The sequence below is a fragment of the Undibacterium sp. JH2W genome (assembly GCF_049340425.1).
Lineage (GTDB): Bacteria > Pseudomonadota > Gammaproteobacteria > Burkholderiales > Burkholderiaceae_D > Undibacterium.
Genome location: NZ_JBMPOT010000002.1, coordinates 310,153 through 329,794, shown reverse-complemented (window position 1 = coordinate 329,794; position 19,642 = coordinate 310,153). Strand labels below are relative to the sequence as shown.

20 protein-coding genes are annotated in these 19,642 nt (G+C 49.5%); 5 read left to right on the top strand and 15 right to left on the bottom strand.

What is annotated here, in order from left to right; translation table 11 throughout:
- Positions 1 to 16: 16 nt before the first annotated feature.
- The 5 genes from ACO0LC_RS03785 to ACO0LC_RS03765 are packed head-to-tail and all read right to left on the bottom strand — an operon-like array spanning position 17 to position 4,841.
- Positions 17 to 241, bottom strand: coding sequence for a hypothetical protein (locus ACO0LC_RS03785; protein ID WP_423000772.1), 225 nt, complete (start codon positions 239 to 241; stop codon positions 17 to 19).
- Positions 238 to 1,539, bottom strand: a complete 1,302-nt coding sequence (locus tag ACO0LC_RS03780) for a PQQ-dependent sugar dehydrogenase (RefSeq protein ID WP_423000770.1) — start codon at positions 1,537 to 1,539, stop codon at positions 238 to 240. The genes ACO0LC_RS03785 and ACO0LC_RS03780 overlap by 4 nt, the downstream gene beginning before the upstream one ends.
- A 17-nt stretch (positions 1,540 to 1,556) precedes the next feature.
- Positions 1,557 to 2,096 carry a manganese efflux pump MntP family protein gene (locus ACO0LC_RS03775; protein WP_423000768.1) on the bottom strand — a complete coding sequence of 180 codons (540 nt, stop codon included), beginning with the start codon at positions 2,094 to 2,096 and terminating at the stop codon, positions 1,557 to 1,559.
- Positions 2,089 to 3,789: a PQQ-binding-like beta-propeller repeat protein gene (locus ACO0LC_RS03770; protein WP_423000766.1), complete on the bottom strand. Its 1,701-nt coding sequence runs from the start codon at positions 3,787 to 3,789 to the stop codon at positions 2,089 to 2,091. Before ACO0LC_RS03770 ends, ACO0LC_RS03775 begins: the two co-directional genes overlap by 8 nt.
- 17 nt (positions 3,790 to 3,806) lie before the next feature.
- Complete coding sequence (locus ACO0LC_RS03765; protein ID WP_423000764.1) at positions 3,807 to 4,841, bottom strand: ferritin-like domain-containing protein; 1,035 nt, start codon at positions 4,839 to 4,841, stop codon at positions 3,807 to 3,809.
- Between the two features lie 407 nt (positions 4,842 to 5,248).
- Between ACO0LC_RS03765 and ACO0LC_RS03760 the strand changes: the two genes are divergently transcribed.
- Positions 5,249 to 6,049: a MipA/OmpV family protein gene (locus ACO0LC_RS03760; protein WP_423000762.1), complete on the top strand. Its 801-nt coding sequence runs from the start codon at positions 5,249 to 5,251 to the stop codon at positions 6,047 to 6,049.
- 73 nt (positions 6,050 to 6,122) lie between these two features.
- On the opposite strand, the gene ACO0LC_RS03755 is transcribed toward ACO0LC_RS03760, so the two are convergent.
- From ACO0LC_RS03755 to ACO0LC_RS03735, 5 genes are all read right to left on the bottom strand, one after another.
- Positions 6,123 to 7,268, bottom strand: a complete 1,146-nt coding sequence (locus tag ACO0LC_RS03755) for an acyltransferase family protein (RefSeq protein WP_423000760.1) — start codon at positions 7,266 to 7,268, stop codon at positions 6,123 to 6,125.
- A gap of 125 nt (positions 7,269 to 7,393) precedes the next feature.
- Positions 7,394 to 8,344 (bottom strand): DMT family transporter, encoded by a 951-nt coding sequence (locus ACO0LC_RS03750; RefSeq protein ID WP_423000758.1) that lies wholly within the window; start codon positions 8,342 to 8,344, stop codon positions 7,394 to 7,396.
- Positions 8,345 to 8,433: 89 nt separating this feature from the next.
- Entirely contained in the window at positions 8,434 to 9,258 is an 825-nt protein-coding gene (locus ACO0LC_RS03745; RefSeq protein ID WP_423001043.1) for an AraC family ligand binding domain-containing protein, read from the bottom strand.
- Between the two features lie 75 nt (positions 9,259 to 9,333).
- Positions 9,334 to 9,768 (bottom strand): ribonuclease HI, encoded by a 435-nt coding sequence (gene rnhA, locus ACO0LC_RS03740; RefSeq protein ID WP_423000756.1) that lies wholly within the window; start codon positions 9,766 to 9,768, stop codon positions 9,334 to 9,336.
- On the bottom strand, positions 9,761 to 10,534 hold the full coding sequence (locus ACO0LC_RS03735; protein WP_423000754.1) for a class I SAM-dependent methyltransferase: 774 nt from the start codon (positions 10,532 to 10,534) through the stop codon (positions 9,761 to 9,763). The genes rnhA and ACO0LC_RS03735 overlap by 8 nt, the downstream gene beginning before the upstream one ends.
- Between ACO0LC_RS03735 and gloB the strand changes: the two genes are divergently transcribed.
- The 3 genes from gloB to ACO0LC_RS03720 all read left to right on the top strand — a co-directional run bounded on the left by gloB (position 10,512) and on the right by ACO0LC_RS03720 (position 13,235).
- Complete coding sequence (gene gloB / locus ACO0LC_RS03730) at positions 10,512 to 11,324, top strand: hydroxyacylglutathione hydrolase (protein WP_423000752.1); 813 nt, start codon at positions 10,512 to 10,514, stop codon at positions 11,322 to 11,324. The genes ACO0LC_RS03735 and gloB overlap by 23 nt on opposite strands.
- Positions 11,325 to 11,347: 23 nt before the next feature.
- Positions 11,348 to 12,544: an elongation factor P maturation arginine rhamnosyltransferase EarP gene (earP, locus tag ACO0LC_RS03725; RefSeq protein WP_423000750.1), complete on the top strand. Its 1,197-nt coding sequence runs from the start codon at positions 11,348 to 11,350 to the stop codon at positions 12,542 to 12,544.
- Between the two features lie 115 nt (positions 12,545 to 12,659).
- Positions 12,660 to 13,235 (top strand): elongation factor P, encoded by a 576-nt coding sequence (locus tag ACO0LC_RS03720; protein WP_422950438.1) that lies wholly within the window; start codon positions 12,660 to 12,662, stop codon positions 13,233 to 13,235.
- A 101-nt stretch (positions 13,236 to 13,336) separates the two neighbouring features.
- Here ACO0LC_RS03720 and ACO0LC_RS03715 read toward each other — a convergent pair whose 3' ends face one another.
- From ACO0LC_RS03715 to ACO0LC_RS03705, 3 genes are read right to left on the bottom strand one after another with little or no spacing between them, the layout of a single operon-like run.
- Positions 13,337 to 14,146, bottom strand: a complete 810-nt coding sequence (locus tag ACO0LC_RS03715; protein WP_423000747.1) for a MetQ/NlpA family ABC transporter substrate-binding protein — start codon at positions 14,144 to 14,146, stop codon at positions 13,337 to 13,339.
- Between the two features lie 32 nt (positions 14,147 to 14,178).
- Positions 14,179 to 14,838 (bottom strand): methionine ABC transporter permease, encoded by a 660-nt coding sequence (locus tag ACO0LC_RS03710; RefSeq protein WP_423000745.1) that lies wholly within the window; start codon positions 14,836 to 14,838, stop codon positions 14,179 to 14,181.
- Positions 14,838 to 15,869 (bottom strand): methionine ABC transporter ATP-binding protein, encoded by a 1,032-nt coding sequence (locus ACO0LC_RS03705; protein WP_423000743.1) that lies wholly within the window; start codon positions 15,867 to 15,869, stop codon positions 14,838 to 14,840. The genes ACO0LC_RS03710 and ACO0LC_RS03705 overlap by 1 nt, the downstream gene beginning before the upstream one ends.
- A gap of 260 nt (positions 15,870 to 16,129) precedes the next feature.
- Here ACO0LC_RS03705 and ACO0LC_RS03700 point away from each other — a divergent pair, with 260 nt between their 5' ends.
- A complete protein-coding gene (locus ACO0LC_RS03700) occupies positions 16,130 to 16,438 on the top strand; it encodes a hypothetical protein (protein ID WP_423000741.1) in 309 nt (102 codons plus the stop codon).
- Positions 16,439 to 16,509: 71 nt separating this feature from the next.
- On the opposite strand, the gene ACO0LC_RS03695 is transcribed toward ACO0LC_RS03700, so the two are convergent.
- Complete coding sequence (locus tag ACO0LC_RS03695; protein WP_423000739.1) at positions 16,510 to 17,763, bottom strand: DUF1501 domain-containing protein; 1,254 nt, start codon at positions 17,761 to 17,763, stop codon at positions 16,510 to 16,512.
- 67 nt (positions 17,764 to 17,830) lie between these two features.
- The gene (locus ACO0LC_RS03690) at positions 17,831 to 19,420 is read right to left on the bottom strand and encodes a DUF1800 domain-containing protein (protein ID WP_423000737.1); all 1,590 of its coding nucleotides are present in this window, start codon (positions 19,418 to 19,420) and stop codon (positions 17,831 to 17,833) included.
- Between the last annotated feature and the right edge of the window lie 222 nt (positions 19,421 to 19,642).

Sequence of the window (19,642 nt, the reverse complement as noted above, 5' to 3'; positions counted from 1 at the left end):
CAAGTTGCTTGGATAACTATTTTGGGTAACCTTCATTGATCCAGGTTTGGAACATCGCAACCTGTTCTTTGGTAAAAGGTGGATAAGGCGGTGGTGGCATGCCCCCCTGCAACTGGCTCAGCACCATGCTGGCGTTAAGCCTGACATCATCGTATTTGGTCAGGTCCAGCCGCCACATCATGGATGCGCGAAACTGATTGAACAGAGGCGCAATATCTTTTTCAAATGAAACCTGGTTCATGATGTCAGCTCCATATTATTGACGGGAATTTTCCAGACACAGCCACTACCAGCGCGTGCGCGTATATCTTTTTTTGCAGTAAATTCAAAATCACCAAAATCAACCACATACATGAAGCTGCCATCTGGCGAAAAAGCGACATCAATGGGCCGATGCCAGGGCACAGATGTCAATGCAGGCAAGGCATGCTTGCTCCAGTCGCTGGTATCTACACGGATAAGATTGCGCCCTACTCTTGGCCCCGGCGGCCCGGTCATGGGACGTTCATCGCCAAATTGCGCAACGATGAGATCACCGGCATGGCGCAAACCGGCAGGTATCTGCGCCATTTTCACAGCACAGGCATTGACGTCGAAGGCCAGCAAAGGTGTTTCTGGAGCTGGCAGTTCTGTATGATTAGCCAGCACAAAGGCCTGGCCTTCACCTTGCGGATTACGATAGACTGGCGCGTTAATGGGTAAGCCGCCGAGATAATCTGGCCAGCCATACCAGGCACCTGGCTTTACTTCAAACAGAAAATCAGGGCAATTCCAGATTGGCCGCACACCGCGTACATCAGTACCCTGCTCAGTCGCGATGAGTCTGCCATCCGGCAGGAATAACAAGCCAAAAGCATTGCGTATGCCCCAGGCTACCAGCTCCAGGTCTGTGCCATCCAGGTTGCAACGCATGATGCTGGCGGTGCATGGAGTCTGGCCTTGCAAGCGGGTCCCGCCTGCATGCACTTGTCCAAAACGGGCAAATGCACTGGTAGATATTTGCTGGCCTTCAGGGTCGCTGACTGTCGCTACATGATCACTGAGCGCAATGTCATAGCCAGGTATATCAGGCGCATGCCTGGTCTCACGCAGCCAGGCCAGGTCGTGTGAATCCCTGCCTATGATGCCGCTATTGGTCATCGCACCCTGGCCGAAATACATTTTATTGTCTGGCCCTACTGCCACCATATTAGTGTGGTAATTGCCAAAACCGGGCAAATCATCGAGCAACACTGTCCAGGTACTCGTGTGCAAATCAAGGCAACTGATGCGACCTGGGTAACCGCCTTCAGAAATGATAAGGCTATTGTCATGCCAGACCAAGCCATTCACTGGCTGGCGCAAATTATTCAATAATTCCTCGACCCTGCCATCTTCATTGACGCTGAGTACTCGCCCGCCCTTGGCAGAACCATCAAATGGCAAACCCGTCTCAGCAATATATACCTGCCCGGCAGGGGAAACAGCCACACTGCTGGGGAAATTAAGATGGCGCACATAGGCATGCATGGCCGTGCGCTCGCTTTGGTCTTTTGGCATACTCAAGCGCCCAATCGTCAGTCGTTATAAATCATGCGCACTGCCAGAAAACACATATAGGCACCGGCCAGCAATTCCACGCGTTTGGGCAAAAAATTGCGTATCCAGTTGGCGAAATACAGGCCAAAGCAAGCCATGCCCGCACTGATGACACCGATGATGATGGCCGAATTCATCACAGGTGCACTGGAAAAGCTGACACCTGCGCCAGCGACGACGTTGTCAAGGCTTAACGCAAGCGGTAAGCCCAGCAAAAAGCCTGGGTGATTGACAAATTGCGGCAAGCCCCTGGCTTCACTCCTGTAAGCCAGCCACAAGATAATCACACCGCAAGCCAGCATCGCAAATGGTGCAATTGTTGAGGCGACCGGTCCCAGCATGCTGATCAGGCCACGCCCGAGCATCAGGCCAAGGATGGCAGCACCCAGTTCACAGACACAGAACGCGATTGCCAGCATATGCATGCGTTTGCGTTGCATGGGCAAGAGCCCCAGGGAGCTGCTGGCCTGCAAATTGTCGAGCCCGGCGACAATACCAAACAAGATGACTTCAAGCATGTTGATTCTCCTGGTCTTTCAAACCATAGATACGCAATACTCCGCCCTGCTTGCCAAATACCAGCGCACCTGCCACCATGTAATTGCCCGCCACTGCTGGCCCCAGGCAATAGCCATAACCGCCATTCATGCCACCGGTCTGGTCACCCAGATTGTCTTGCCAGAGCATCTTGCCGCTATAGGCATCAAATGCATACACGGCCACTTTGGAAGTGGAGAAGAACACCAGATCATTGACGACCACAGGCGAGCTCAAACCAGACTCACCGGGTGTTCTGTACATGGGAGGCTGGGATTCTATATATAATCGCGGATCACTATCGTCCATGGCCCAGGCATCCTCCAGGGTCTCCCAGTCAAGCGCACGCATGAAGGGTGTGGTGCGATAATCAATGCCAGCTTCGACATTGTGATAGTTGTTGCCGCCTACGCCGATAAACAAGCGTCCCAGGCCAGTGTGCACAGCAGCTGTACTATAGGTGCCAGAGTAGTTTTCCTGATCCACGTCATCCGATGCCTGGTTTGGTACATACGGGTCCATACGTTGGTCATTGCCGGAAACATGCGGATCAACTGTAGGGATCTGGCTACCGTCATTGTAATAAGGCAGCAGTTGTCGCCATTGAATCAACTCCAGTGTGGCCGCATCCAGCATGAAGAAGCCACCATTCTTGCAACCTGCGGTGACTACCCGGCGACCATTGATCGTCAACAGGGTTGGCGATCCGCCAAAATCAACATCCACATCAGTTGCACGATAACTACTTTCTGGTGGCGGCTGGAAGAAACCGCAGAATTCACCAGTCGAGGCATTCAATGACAGTATGCCGTTGGAAAACCCCTTGCTGGGCAAGGCTGAGTCGGGGACAGGATTGCCTGTAGCACAGTAAAGTCGATCCAGTCTTTCATCGTAAGCAATGGATGACCAGACCGAAGCCCCACGAATTGCAGGGTTATTCGGCCCAACAGAATACATGGCCGGCAATGCAACACCTGCCACCGATTCAGGAGGCAAGATATTGGGCAGGTTGGGCACACCCTCTTCATATTGGCAAGTGCAGTATATCCATTGCACCTGTCCGCTCTGCGCATCCATAGCGTAGACAAATCCAAAACAACCTGGATTCTCGCCCTCCCCCATACCGACAAAGACCAACCCCTTGCTACCATCAACCGCAGCAATCACGGGCGATGACCAGCCAGCTGCAGGCACACCCACTGTCACGTCACCGAGATTGGTTGTGGGCTGATTGAAACAGAGATCGGCATGACGCAAATCGACTACCCAATTCAAACTCAGGTCTTGAGCCTGAAGACAATAGAATTTGCCATTGAAGGCGCTAAAGTAGATTTTTTCGTCCCAAATCGCGGGTGTACATCCCATCCCCATAAAACCATGCGTATCACCTTCAGCAGGGTCTATAGGCCATTCATAATGAGCCACAGTCTTGCCCGTGGCCAGATCTATCTTCATGAATTTGCCGCCGTTTGCCCCAGGTAATTCATGGTTGTTGGCTAAACCGACATAGAGATAGCCGTCAACAATAGCCGGCACAGACAGGACAGGGCCAGGAATGGCCAGGTCATGCAACAAGGTAAACTCGTCGAGCTTGGCGCGACAAATGCCGCTCCCCTGCACTTCGCCTGTATGTGCTGTATCACCATGAAACATCCACCAGTTTGTTTGCGTCATTGCATATCTCCAGAAAATCAGGCGGGAATATAGTCAAATGTCGGGCCGGCTGTCTGACCAGGAACAACTTCCTGCGTCATCAGCAATTGCGCCTGTTCTCTCAGCGACTGCATGGAAAGCAAGCTCAATGCGAGTTTGTCTGGTTGTCCATTGAAAACATGGTGTAATTTACGCAGCATGTCTGAATAGGTGCGGTTAAAAGTCCGGTTTAAATCTTCAACCCTTGGCTGGCTCTCATAACTATGACGGTTTGGGTTGCTAATGACAGGGTAGACACCACAAGGGTCAAACACTATCCTATGGCCTTCAAATAACCATTCCGGCTGACCAGCTTCCGGTGTTGGATTGGGTATCAGTTTTCGGCCATGATAAATTTCTGCAAATTTATAGTAATGCGCCAACTCATGCTCCGTATCGATGGGGCTGCTCGTGCTACCTTCACCTTGATCTATGATTAATTTAAGAGCGTTCGTAGCAGTATTCTCATCGTACACACCCTGATTCTGCAATTCTGCAAATCCGGTGACCAGCTGTCTTTCGGGGTTTCCTGTGAAGATGTTTCCCATCTTCGATAGCTCAGTTATCTCGTCAATGATGTGTTGGTAAAACTCTCCTATGGTTACACCGTCAGGTGGTGAAGCGTCGCCGTCGACTGTTTGCTCTGGCTCCTCTATCACCATGAACACATCAGACACCAGTTGCTTGGATAAAGCAGCCAAAGGAACAATTAAACTGTCTTCCACACTACCGGGCAAGGTGCCAGGGTAATGCGGAATAAAACGAGGATGATCGATTTTTGGGTGCCCACCTATGGCATTGAGAACATTGCAATCCAGCGACATGTGAAGCATTTCCTGCTTGACGATGGATTTGATGAGGTGAGCTATCTCAAGATTCTCTGCTGTCTTAATTGAATACAAAGCATACAGATAAGGCGGGATAGTAGCGTGCTCCAGCTCTATGGCTGTTTGCAGGGAGTGCTTGAGTAACTTCAGCCGATGTTCGAAGCTGTTGTCAGAACGTTCCATTAATGCTTGTTTGAGGCGAATCATGAATTCTCCCGACGGGTAATAATCATTAACGCTTGATGTCTTCTCATATTCAAGAGACATATTTAACATTTTTACTAGCCTATTTAACATCATCTCTCATGATTATAAAATACGCAAGTGATTATCTAAAAAACAAATAAAAATCAACTTGTTGTGTCTTTCATGTAACTCGTTTCAGATATGCCAGGGCCAGCTACAAACTTTCTGCTACTGCATCACAGGCTGCAAAATCGTCACAAGTACCGGATTTCAATACGTATTGTCCAAGCATGCAGGGCCTGCAATTTTCCATTGGCATAGTTTTTTTAACTTTGCGAGACTTCGCTCCGAGCTCTCCGCCGGAGAGTAGTTGTGCGGCAAGAATGCCGCCTGGACTGTTTAGCTTCCATTGATGAAAAGGGTTCACCATGAAACATATTTTTAAACTGACAGCCATCGCTTTCTCCAGCTTCATGGCAATGTCATTTTCTGCCCAGGCACAAGACAAACCGGCACAAGAACCTGAGTCTACCTCGGTCATAGGTGCCGGTTTTTTCTATGCCCCTGAATACCTGGGTGCAAAGAAAAATCGTTTTGGCCCTGCCTTGTATGGCGAATACCAGAACAAGAACGGCTTCTTTGTCAGCTCTGCCCGCGGCATAGGTTATGGCCAGAAAGTCGGTGATTTTTCTCTGAGCGCAGGATTGGGTTATCGCGCTGGCCGTGAAGACTCACGTGACTCAAAATCCCTGTTCAGCTCTGATGATTTGAAAGGCATGGGGGATATCTCAGGTTCGGCAACTCTGAATTTGAATGCGAGTACCACATTTGCTGGCGGCATCAGTGCCAGCTTCGGTACCAATCTGGCCCTCTCTCGCAGAGAAAACGGTAACGCCTACCATTTTGGCTTGTCGGCCCCAGTGTTTCAAACTACTTCAGACAAAGTCGAAATCGGCGGTTCTTTGACTTATAGTGACGCCAAATACAACCAGACATATTTTGGTGTAACACCTACTCAAACTGCCAATTCCGGCTACAAGACATTTAGCCCTAAAGCGGGTTTTTCCCAGGCCGTGGGAACAGTCTCCTGGACGCATGTCATAGACAAGAACTGGTCAGTACGTAGCGCAGCTGGCGTCTCGCAAGTATTAGGTGATGCTGCGGACAGCCCTTTAACCAAAAAGAAAACCAGCCCTATCTTGTTGACTACGGTAAATTATACTTTCTAATTTTTTGGGTTGAATAGACTCTTATCCTATAAAAACCAGGCCTGATACCCACTGGATTCAGGTCCGGTTTTTATTAAGCAGCTTGTAAAGCAGGATGCGCATTCCTGATTTTTTTGCGCAGATAAGTATTTGCTGGCTCAGCAACATAGCGAGCCACTAAACCAGCCAGTACTGCACTCAGTAGCAGGAACAAAAAGAGGCAAGGCAAACGCATTTCATATGACAATTCCTTCTTGCTGATGACATTGCGCATCAGCGCCAGCACGATGATGTGAAACAGATACAGCTCATAGCTATGCCGCCCCATCCAGCCTAGCCACGCCATACCTTTGCGAATGGCCCAGGTCTGTTGAACTGGCTGTTTTGTCGCTATCAGGAAAACAGCACTAAAGAAAGCGATCAGCGTAAATCCTTCAATTTCATGCCCCCCTACGCCACGTAAATAAACCGTCGCCAAAGCCAGCATGGCAAACCAGCGCACACAAATCGCGACAGTTTTTCTCAACTCAATTTTTTGTGCGAGCAATGCAGTCAGACAGCCTATTGCAATCGCGTCAAAACAGGCGAAATAGGCGTACATGTATTCAATTTCATTTTTCAGATGCTGGCTGCGGAAAATAGGTGCATACACGATCAAAGCCAGGCAAAACAAAATGAACCAGCTCTGCTTGCGTAAAGTGATGCAAAGCAAAGGTAGGCAAAGATAAAACACTTCTTCAACAGACAACGACCAATAAATATTGAGGCAGTAATTAAAATACCCGACTGACTGCATCAAGACGTTATGCCAGAAAGTCAGCACGGAACCCGTCGCGATGAAGAAATAAGAGGCTGGTAGATGATTCCCATTGTCGGAGTTATCAAAATACGGCACACCCAGACTACCCAGTGTAACGATGATGAATAGCGCCAATAACAATGGTGGCATGATGCGGGCAATTCGCAACAGATAAAATTCGCGCCAATTGATTTGCGCCAGGCTGCCCCAGCGCTTGAAGGAATTGGAAGTAATCAGGTAACCGGAGATAGTAAAAAAGATAGTGACACCATAATTGCCGTTCAAGACGATGGAGCGCAATAAATCTGGCCCCAGCAAACTCCCTACAGGGCTATCCTTCAAACCCAAGGCCAGAGAAAAATGCAAAAGCAAGACCAGCAAAATGGCCAGGCCACGTAAAAAATCAATTCCTGCATTTCTGCTGCTTATATTTTCCTGCATGGACAAACATCCTTCAAATCCGGTGGATACACAAAGAAGAGAGTTGATTCTGAATCAACGCATTCGTTTCTTTGTATACCATATTTCCAGGGATGAACGACCTGCAGAACAGTTGAAGCAAATTCTTAGTGAATAGCTTGAGGTTTTACGCGCAAAGCAGTCACAACACCAACAATCAATAAAATGATGCCAAGTAAAACCATGGGCTCGGGTATGCGTTTGCTCAGGATGAAGGCATAGGCCAGCGCGGCCAGGGTTTCAAACACAATGAGTTGCCCGGCCAGATTGGTAGGCAAACGCTGGCTGGCCTGGTTCCAGCACATCGTGCCCAGCCATGAGGCAAACAAACCGATGATGAGCATCAATGTGATGAAGTATTGTGGCCTGGGCCCAAATGGCATGGAAAAATCCTGGCCAGTCACTCCCATGTATATCCATAGTCCAAGATAACCGAGCAAGGCCAGCGGCAAGGTTGCAACGCCCTGGGCACTGGCCCAGACCCTGGGATTGCGGTCGGGGTGGTGACGCAGCCAGTCGGCATTTCTTAATGGATACCAAGTCCAGCAAGCCACCGCAACCAGGGCGAACAAGCCACCGATGATATAGGTCTGGATATCTTTGTCAGAAGCTGCCTGCAATGCGGCTATTTCTACACTGTTGACGCAGGCAACACCCGCAAAAATAATCAATAGCGATGGCAGCATGCGTCGCCAGGCTATGCTGCCATCGCGCCGGGCATTGCGGTAATTGGCAGTGATGGCGATGACGACGGGTAGCGTACCTATCAGCATGGTAGGCAATGGCGCGCCTGAGCGTTGTATGGCACTGGCCAGGCACAGGTAGTAGAGTATATTGCCGACGGCGGCCAGTTTCAGTGCCTCCAGCCAGTCTGACTTATTCAACAAACGCAATTGTCGTCTGTCCATCCAGGCTATCGGCAAAGTGATCAAGCCAAATGCCAGGTAGCGGCCAAATGATTGCAAAGCAGCCGGATATTCAGGCAAGAGCAAAGGACCGATGAATACCAGTCCCCACATCAGACCCGCTGCCATCGCATATAAAACGCCTATACCCATACTGTTCATCTCCTGAAAAGAATCAGCTTAAAACAATACGGGATAGTAGTCTTGTACCAGATTGCGCTTGCAGTCAGTTTTGCAGCGATTTATGCACGCATCTGCTGTTGATAACGAGACGGCGTCACGCCATAACGACGCACGAAGGCCTTGTTCAAATGCGACTGGTCTGTCAGACCAGTTGCTGCTGCCACCTGCGCCGGTGGCAGACCCTTGCCCAGCAGGCATTTGGCCTCATACAAGCGCAAGGCCATCAGCATTTGCTGAGGTGTCGCATGATATTGCGCCTTGAAGCTGCGCAAAAAATGAAATGGGCTGAAACCCGCAACCACCGCCAGTTGTTCCAGGCTGATGCGCTCTGCCATGCTGGCGCGCATATAATCGAGCACAGCAGCAAAGCGTTGTTTGGCTAAGGACACTGGTGCTTGCGGTGCACTGGCAAAGCGTTTGAATTCAAACAGGATATCAAACAAGAGGCTGTCAAAACTCAGTTTATCCGGCGCTTGCCAGATTTGTTCCAGCATCACGCTCAGCCTGCGGGCACTGATGGCATCATGGGCTACTGCATCCCTGAACCACCAGCCACGCTCACCTGTCACCTCTGCCACCACTTGCGGGTCTATATACATCATGCGATAGCGCCAACCAGTATCAGTCTCGGCCCTGCCGGTATGCAATTCATCCGGGTTCATGAGGACTACAGAATCCTGTGGTGCCAGATGCTCACTACCCAGATAACGAAAACGCTCCACCCCGCTGGCGATAGACCCCAGACCAAAAGCTTCATGCGTATGTGGCTCAAAGGCATGGGCGACGATATGGGCGCGGTAAAGTTCTACGCCAGGGCGATGCTGCGCTCTCTTGAATTCAGCGCGGTCGCTCACATGCTCAAAGCTCTCAGGTACACCGGGCATGGACAAAGCATCGTGGTCGCCCTGTTGTATGCTTTTGTGGATGTCGGCTATGCCCATGGAAGATCTTGTTTGTTTTTACAATACCGTTTCAACGCCGCGGTTAGCCAGCTGATCCGCTCTTTCGTTGCCGGGGTGACCGGTATGGCCTCGCACCCAGCGCCAGTCGATTTCATGGATAGTACGCGCAGCATCAAGTTGCTGCCACAGATCGACATTCTTCACCGGTGCCTTTGAGGCGGTTTTCCAGCCCTTGGCTTTCCAGCCTGTGATCCATTCAGTGATACCTTTTAAGACATACTGGCTATCGGTATGCAGGGTGATATGACAGGGGCGCTTCAATGCACTCAGAGCCTGTATCACCGCCATCAATTCCATGCGGTTATTCGTCGTTTCTTTTTCGCCACCAAATAATTCTTTTTCTTTATTGCCAGCGATCAGCAAAGCGCCCCAGCCACCGACGCCAGGATTACCCTTGCAGGCGCCATCTGTGTAAATTTCTATATTATCCATTTGATTCTTTTGATTTGTTTGCTACTGGCAAGGCATGTGCACTAGTGAGCCGTTTTTGTTTCCAGGTAGGGCCTATCAAATGCATGCCTTTGACTCTTTTCACGGCTTGCAATATATACACTGCACCAAAATAAGGCCACCAGCGTTGCCCCGCTTTTTCCATGAAACGATAGCGATGCAACCATTTTTCCGATTTGAAAGGGGGAGCATAGCAACCAAAGTCACTGCTGCCCACTTCCATATTCAATAATTTCAGCCAATCCTTCAAGCGCGGTGGGCTGATGAATTCCCCTTCCTGGGGTAAAAAATAATTCTTGCTCAAACGCCCGGCAGCCTGCCTGGCCCCCCAAAGACTGGCGCGATTGAAACCAGTGATGATGACCCGCCCCTCAGGTATCAGTACCCTTTCCACTTCGCGCAAGATCTGGTGAGGTTCTTCAGCAAATTCCAGAACATGTGGTAAAACTATCAAGTCTATGCTGTGTGCGTCAAAAGGCAATTCAGCAAAATCATGCACCACCACAACAGGTCGTTTTTGTCCAGGCGGACTATCACCAGGCATGCTGGAATTGGTCAGCCAGCGATGTGGCATGCGACTGGCAGCCAGCGCATCAATTTGCGGCAAACCTATTTGCAAGGCATTGAAACCAAAGATGTCCACCGTCAATTTGTCGAGCATGGCCTGCTCCCATTGACGGATATAGCTGCCTGCTGGCAGCTCTAACCATGTTCCAAGGTCTATAATGTTTTTTTCCAAAGCATCCATGCCTGATATGAAGAATTCCCTGAGTATATTGACTGTCCCCGCCTTTGACGACAATTATCTATGGATAATCCATGATGGCCAGCACGCTGCCGTGGTTGACCCTGGCGATGCCATGCCAATTTTACAAGCCCTGGCACAGCATCAACTCACATTGTCCGCTATTTTACTCACTCATCACCATGCAGATCATATAGGCGGTGTACCACGCCTGCTGGAACATGCGGCAGTCCCCGTGTTTGGCCCCAGTAATGACAAGATAGCCGTAGTCACGCAAAAACTGCAGCAAGATGATGTAATAACCGTGCCTGGCATCAACTTGGAGTTGAAAGTACTGGACGTACCCGGCCACACTTTAGGCCATATCGCCTATTTCGCCCCTGAACAACATTGGTTGTTTTGCGGTGACACCCTGTTTGCCGGTGGTTGTGGCCGTCTGTTTGAAGGCACACCTGCACAAATGCTGCATTCGCTGGACCGACTGGCTGCCTTGCCTGACGATACAGCCGTCTATTGCGCCCATGAATACACCCTGTCCAATCTGCGCTTTGCCAAAGAAGTGGAACCAGGCAATCAGGATTTGCTGGAACGCATCAGGCGCGAACAGGCCAGACGTGAACAAGGCATACCTACCGTGCCCAGCCAGATAGGCCTGGAAAAACAGACCAATCCCTTCTTGCGCAGCCGCGAAAGCACAGTCATCAGCCGCCTTTTGGAAAGCGGTAAAATCCCTGCCGCACAAAATGATGCCGACCATTTCGCTGCCTTGCGTGAATGGAAAAACCGCTTTTAAGAACGCTTTTAAAAACAATTGCAATGCAATCGACAGAAACAAATACAAATCCCGCAGCAAAATCTTTAGCCTTGTTCTGCAAGGTTGTCGATAATTTTGGTGATATAGGAATATGCTGGCGCATGGCCAGGCAACTGTATGTAGAACATGGCATCACCGTCACGCTATGGGTAGACGATTTGCTCAGCTTCCAGCGCATCTGCCCGCAAGTGCATATTGATGCCGAAGTGCAGGAAATTGCAGGCGTCATCGTCAGACACTGGCGTGATCAGCAAGGCACATTTACCACTGCCGATATTGCCGACATCGTCATAGAATTTTTTGCCTGCGATATCCCGCCAGGCTACATTCAAGCCATGGCAAAGTGTGAGCCACGCCCGGTCTGGCTCAATCTTGAAGGCTTGACAGCAGAAGAATGGGTGGAAGGCTGCCATACCCTGCCCTCGCCTCATCCGTCTTTGCCCTTGACCAAACATTTCTACTTTCCTGGCTTCAACAACAAAACCGGTGGCCTGTTACGCGAAGCCAGCCTGGGCCATGAAAGAGCTGCCTTTCAAGCTGACACTCCGACTGTGGCCGCCTTCCTGCAGCAATTGGGATTGACCGAAGCTGAGATCAATAGCACCAAAGTATCGCTATTTTGCTACCCACATGCACCAGTAACTGAGCTGCTTAAGGTCTGGAAAAGTGGTGACAAATCCATGACTTGCCTGGTGCCTGAAGGTGTAACGAGCGAAGCCATAGCAGCATTTTTGGGGCAGCCCTCCAAGGCAGGTATCAGTGGCGTCCATGGTGCATTGACAGTACGCGTCCTGCCCTTCATCCCACAGGCAGATTACGATAAATTGCTATGGGCCTGCAATATCAACTTTGTCCGTGGTGAAGACTCCTTCGTGCGCGCCCAGTGGGCCAATAAACCCTTCATCTGGCATATCTATCCCCAGGATAAAAACCTGCATCATGTGAAATTGAATGCATTTTTAAAAACCACTGCTTCTGCCACGGCAAGCCTGATTGCCTTGTCACATGCCTGGAATGGCGTCAGCCATCCGCCGCTGGACTGGGCAGAAATATGGCAAGACTTTCAAGCAGATCTGCCTGAAATTGCCCGACTGTCCACGCAATGGCAGGAAAAAATGCAAGAAAATGGGGATATGACGAGCAATTTATTGAAGTTCGTCAATACAGTTCGGGTAGCAAGCCAAAAAGATGCAGTATAATGTTGGGTTAATTTTTAACCTGTTTTAAATCTCAATCAAACGTGGGCTTGCGGTGATTTTTTGCCAGTAGGCAACAGATGATTTTTATGCAACCTACTTTTTACGTATACTCGCTATGAAATTTGCAAAAGAAATTCGCGTTGGCAACATCATTATGGTCGATAGCAAGCCAATGATCGTATTGCGCTCTGATGTCAACGGCTCCAGCCGTACAGGTTTCACTTACAAGTGGAAAATGAAAAGCTTGTTGACCAACAGCCCACAAGAAAACGTCTTCCGTGGCGACGACAAATTTGACGTAGTTGTATTGGACAAAAAACCAGTTACTTACTCTTACTTCGCTGACCCACTGTTCGTATTCATGGATCAAGAATACAACCAGTATGAAATCGAAGCAGAAAACATGGGTGAATCCCTGAATTACCTGAAAGATGGCATGGAATGCGAAGCCGTGTTCTATGACGGCAAAGCGATCTCTGTTGAATTGCCTACCACTATCGTTCGCCAGATCATTTACTCTGAGCCAGCAGTCAAAGGCAATACTTCAGGCAACGTCCTGAAAGAAGCCAAGATCGAAAATGCAATCGAAGCAAATTGCCATATCGTTCAAGTTCCACTGTTCGTCAGCCAGGACGACATGATCGAAATCGATACACGCACTAATGAATACAAAAAAGTCGTACGTAACTAATACGTAAGATCGAAAAAAACGCTGCTTATTTATTAAATAAGCAGCGTTTTTTTTCGCCTTGAATTTAAGCTTGCCCAAGTGGGATAAGCTTAAACCTGGTATCAGAATGCAGGAACAACTGCACCCTTGTATTTCTCTTCTATGAATTTTTTGACTTCTGGCGAATTCAATGCAGCGACCAGCTTTTTGAATGCAGGGCTGTTTTTATTGTCTTCACGTGCTACCAGCAAATTTGCATAAGGTGAATTGGCATCTTCGATGAACAGTGAGTCTTTGACAGGATTGAGTTTTGCTTCTATCGCATAATTTGTATTGATCAAGGCCAAGTCAACCTGGTTCAATACGCGTGGCAAAGTTGCGGCTTCCAGTTCCTTGAATTTCAGTTTCTTAGGATTTTCAAAAATATCTTTTTGCGTCGCAGAGATATTTTTTGGGTCCTTCAATTTCAACAAACCCTGTTTTGCCAGCAACAGCAAAGCGCGGCCAGAATTGGATGGATCATTTGGGATGGCAATAGTCGCGCCATCAGGCAAGTCAGCCAGTTTTTTATACTTACTGGAGTATGCAGCGAAAGGTTCTACGTGTACCTTGGCGATAGGTACTTCGATATCGTTCTTGTGGCTTTTCTTGAATTCATTCAGGTAAGGCTGGTGCAAAAAGAAATTGCCATCCAGATGTTTTTCATTGACCTGCACTGCTGGCTGTATATAGTCAGTGAATACTTTCACTTTCAAATCCACGCCCTCTTTGGCGAGTTGCGGCTTGATGAATTCCAGTATCTCGGCATGTGGCACCGGGCTGGCAGCGATGTTCAAGGTTTCTACTGCAAATGCAGTTGGTGAAAACACGGCAGCAGCTGTCAGGCTAGCAGCCAGTGTCAGGGTAAAACGGCGTTTCAGGTTCAAAGACATAGAAGCTCCCATTAATAAAAAAACAAAAAAATTTACTTACGTGTGAATTTCAACACCAGCTTGTCACCCACGAATTGCAGCAACTGCACCAGTACAATCAAAATAAATACCGTGACCACCATGACCTCGGTCTGGAAACGCTGGTAACCATAACGCAGCGCCAGGTCACCCAAACCACCACCGCCGATCACACCCGACATGGCTGCATACGACACCAGAGCAATCGTCGTTACTGTTGCTGCAGCCAGCAAACCCGGTAAAGCTTCTGGCAGCAATGCATGCCAGATAATCTGCCAGGTCCTGGCACCCATGGCCTGGCAGGCTTCAATAATTCCCTTATCTACTTCCCGCAATACGTTTTCTACCAGGCGTGCAAAAAATGGTGTTGTTCCTATTACCAGTGGCGGTATGGTTCCTGGCACTCCCAGCGATGTTCCCATCAACAGCAGCGTGAAAGGTATCAATACGATCAGCAAAATAATGAAAGGGATAGAGCGCAAAATATTCACGACTACCGACAGCACCGCATACAACAAGCCCTGTTCCAGCAATTGCTTTTTACCTGTCAAAAACAGCAGCACGCCCAAGGGCAAACCCAGCACTATGGTGAACAACAAAGAGGCACCCGTCATCGTCAAGGTATCAAGTGTCGCCAGTGCGATATCACTCCAGTCAATTTGAGAAAAGTCCATCATTGCACCCCTGCTGCTGCGCTGACTCTTGCCACCCTGACACCAGCATTCGTCAATAAATTCTCGACAGTCGCGGACTGTTCCTGCGTACTGTGCAACTCCACCAGCAATTGCCCGTAAGGCGTATCCTTGATGCGTCCTATCACGCCTTGCAGAATGGCGATATCGACACCTGCTTGCGCCGCGATACGGGTGATGATGGGCTCATGCGTACTGGCACCTACATAGCTCAAACGCAGCAAGTGACGGTCTGCATCCTGATCACTGCGCTCCAGCACAGACAGGTCCAGCGCCTGATTTTCTGCTACCAGGCTTTGTGTCACCGCATGCTGGGGATGCAGGAACACATCAACGACATCGCCCAGCTCAACAATCTCTCCCGCATCTATCACTGCCACCTTGTCACAGATAGTGCGTATCACCTGCATTTCATGAGTGATCAGGACGATGGTCAAACCCAGTTTTTTATTGATATCCAATAGCAGACGCAAGATCGCTTGCGTGGTTTCCGGGTCTAGTGCCGAAGTCGCCTCATCACACAGCAACAGGTGCGGATAATTTGCCAGTGCACGTGCTATGCCCACCCTCTGCTTTTGCCCACCCGACAACTGCGAAGGATACTTGCTGCCTTGATCGTGCAAACCTACCAGCTCCAGTAATTCTGCTACCCTTGCCTGGATTTCCTGTTTGGTATATTTGCCACTCAGCTTGAGCGGAAAGGCAATATTCTCGATAACCGTTTTTGCATGCAGCAAATTGAAATGCTGGAACACCATACCCACACGCTGGCGCAAGGCATGCAGTTGTTGCGTATCAAAACTGGTGATGTCTTCATCATCAATCACGACTTTGCCGGCGCTGGGACGTTCCAGTAAATTCAAGGTGCGCAGCAAAGTGCTTTTACCCGCACCGGATCGCCCTATGATGCCAAAAACCTGACCCGTTTCTATGTTGAAATTAATATTATGCAAGGCCCTTACTTCGCGGCCCTGATGGCTATAAATTTTTGCTAACTGCTCTATACGTATCACTGAATATCTGACCGGCTGTTGTTGCTGTTGGACTCAACTTTATCGAAGGCAACGAGTTTTTTCCAATCATATATATGCATTTGTATATACAACTATTCGTATAAGCAAAGTTGAAAAATGAATACGCACTATCAATTGCGCGGGCTTGATTAAAATTGACGCATGGCAATAAACGGCTATTTATGATTAAATCGCTTGTAATTTGCGTCCAGGCTCACTATGGTGAAATGATCCTGGTTATAGTTTTAGGAGTTAATTTCATGGTCACTTCCGTTACATCTTCAAGCGCAGCGCAAGCTGCACAACAACAGCAACTCTTGCAGCAAGCTGCTGCCGGGCAGCAGAAACAAAGTGCGGAAACCATAGGCGCAGCAGCAGACCGCGACTCCGGTGCCGCTGATGCTATTGCAGATCAAAAAAGAATTACCGCCTCGCAAGCTGAGCAACAGGCGCAACTGGCCAGCAAGCAAAATGTAAAGCAGCCCGAGCCACCGCCGCCTGAGCAGCCAAAACCCGTCATCAATACCAGCGGACAAGTGACTGGCACAACCATCAATACCACGGCCTGAACACCGTACGCATGCAAAAAAGCCACTCGGGATTAATCCTGAGTGGCTTTTTTACTTACTATAATCAGCAATCAGGCTTTGTTCACAAATAAATTAAAACTGGACCTGGCATAAGATTGTTCAGGAAAAACCTTGAGCAGTTGATTGTCAGACAAACCCATATGACGCTCGCAGACTTGCGTCAATACCGAACGAAAATCGGTAGTTACAGGCACATCACGACCCTCATATAACTGATTATTGCCAAGGCCGTGCCAGTCGCCGTATACCTTGCCGCCAGCAACTTTGCCACCGAGCACCCACATGACATTGCCATGTCCGTGATCGGTGCCGCCATTGCCATTCTGTTTGGCAGTACGGCCAAACTCTGACATCACGACTATCGTGGTGTCATCAAACATGGGGCCAAGACGTCTGGCCAGATTCGTCAGGCCCAGACCCAGCGGTGACAGACGATTGGCCAACTGACCTTTACCTGCCCCCTGGTTAGCATGGGTATCCCAGCCGCCCAATGCCATGAATACCATCTGGATTTTAGGATCATTCTTGAGTAAGGTGGCAACGCGGGTACTGTCATCAGGAAAACCATTGGGCAAAGGCGCGCCACCATCCGCAGCCTGCTGCTCTTTTTCCATGGACGCGCCCATCATTTCCTGATGCGCTTCTTTGGCATCACTGAAGGCTTTGGCGTATTTATCGTTGTCCTTATACATCTGCTCAAAAGCTGCACCGACCTTGGGTCTGTCCAGTACATTCGCCTTGGTGCCCGCCGCACCGCTGGCGATATTGCTGGCGGCAACCGTGCCCGACAAGATACGGGGCATGACCGCACCGACACTGACTGCACGCGTTGGCGTCGTCGTACCCGGCAAGTTACCAAGCAAACGATTCATCCAGCCATCTGTCGTGCCTTTACGCCCAGGCGTGCCAGACTCCAGATAATCCTGGGCATCAAAATGTGAACGGGTAAAATCCGGTGAGCCACTGGCATGCACGAAAGCCAGTTTCTTTTGTTGCCAGAGATCTTGCAAGTCTGCCAGTGCGGGATGCAGACCAAAATAGCCATCAAGATCTATTGCACCATCGGCCTGCCCCGGCCTTGCCAGCGCGATGGTCGGGCGCAGGCGCGCATAGTTGGCATCACCATACGGAGCCACCACATTCAAGCCATCGACTGCGCCTCGCAACATGATGACGATGAGCTTGTTTTTTGTTGCTGCTTCCGATGCTGCGCCATTCGCCCTAGCAGCCCAGGCAGCCTGCCCCACAGGGACCAGCAAACCCGCTCCGGCGGCCATGGAATATAAGAAATTTCTGCGTTTCATTTTGCTCTCTTTATCTGCACGGTTTGGACGATCAGCACGATCTAGACGACCTATACGATTACCTGCTTCAATGTTGCATAAAATCCGGGCTGCCTAATATCAGTGAGGCACGCAAGGCTTCTGGATTGCCATTCACAATTTCTATGCTGCGAGCAGACAAACCTGGCCCCAGTGTCTGCAACAAGGCAGCAGCACTGACAGCAGGCATGACTGCGGGCCGGTCTGATTTTTCCTCAGCCTGTTTTGCCAACTGCTTCTTGCCCATTTTGTCTCCATCCTCTATCTCTTTATCGAATGGCAGGCGACCCGTTGCGAGTGCGGTGGCAAAGTTGATGCGGCGACTGATGGCATCCGGGTTCATCCAGGCATCCTGGGTGTTTTTATAACCATCGGGTGTCTGGCTACCGTATAAAGGCATGCCGAGTTGTGCCAGCACACCCAGGGCTGGCCTGACATTTTGCACGTTGACATCACTGGCCCGGATAGCGGACACCACATATTGATACGGGGTTTTATATTTCACACCAATGTTTTGAGGATCGCGAAACTCGGCACTGGCAAATAAGGTTTGCAAGACTGCGCGCATGTCACCACGGGCATCGAGATAACGCCTGGCCAGTTTCTCGACCAAGGCTGGTGCAGGTTTGTCAGCGACAAAATATTGCGCCAATTTAAAACTAAGGTGATGGGCAGTAGATGGATGGGTTGCCAGTACATCGAGTGCGAATTCTGCTTCTGCCTGACCACGGGGCGCTATGGTTTTACCCAGCCATTGCTTGCTACCGTTATCATGCCTGCTCGCATCGAAGTAAAAATTCTGGTTATTCCTGACCATGGCACGCGGATCGAAGGTCCAGCCTGTCAACATGCGCGCGAGTTCGGTGACATCTTTCTGGGTATAGCCACCATCCACACCCAGAGTATGCAATTCCATGACTTCACGTGCATAGTTTTCATTCAGGCCACTGGACTTGGCCTTTTGTCCGCCGCCCTTGCCCTGCTTGCCATTGGCATGAAAGTCTGCCGACGTGGATAACCAGTTATCCAGATAAAACAGCATGGCAGGATGCTTGGCCGTTGCGCCCAGTAAATCACGGAAGTTGCCAAAGACATAGGGACGTATGGCATCGCGCTCATAGCTGGCGACAAGTGCACGGTCCAGACCTTTGCCATTGAAGACATTGAAATGATTGAACCAGAAATCGACCATCACTTCTTCCAGCTGATGTGAGCTTTCTATGGCACGGTATAGCCTGGATTCTGCGGTTTGCTCAATGATGCGACCAACCAGTTCACGGCGCTTCTTCTGCGCGGCATCGGATTCATCGCTGGTATCTTTCAAGGCTTTTTGATAATCAAACAAGACCGAGCCGGCACTCTGGCTCATGACATCGAGTGATTTCAATTTCTTTTGCAAGCCTTCTGGCAAAGGGAGAAATTGTGGATTCAATTGCTGCTCTATATAGGCATCTACCCCCATTTTCCTGACCCGCTCTATGTCGCCAGGACGAGGTCCATAAGCGAGACGATTCAATGCATGCAGAGCTTCAGCATCCGTAGATGGAGTAGCCGGAGTGGCTGCATATACCGGAAAAGCGCAAATATTGACGGCAATCGCCAATAGCAGGGAGCCAGAAATTTTTGTCAGGTTTTTCATATGTTTTTACACCTATTTTTGAGGCTGTGGCAAATGTTTGCCTGGAGGAAGAATGTCTTAGCTTATAGCTCCATCCCATGTCCTCAATATAGAGTCAAGCAAACAGCTTCTACAAGTAACGATATGTAAATCAGATTAAGCAAAACTGCGGATTGTTACAGCCCAGGCATGGCACGCCTTGCGCAAGATACGATACATGTCGCTCATGCAGAATATGCTTCC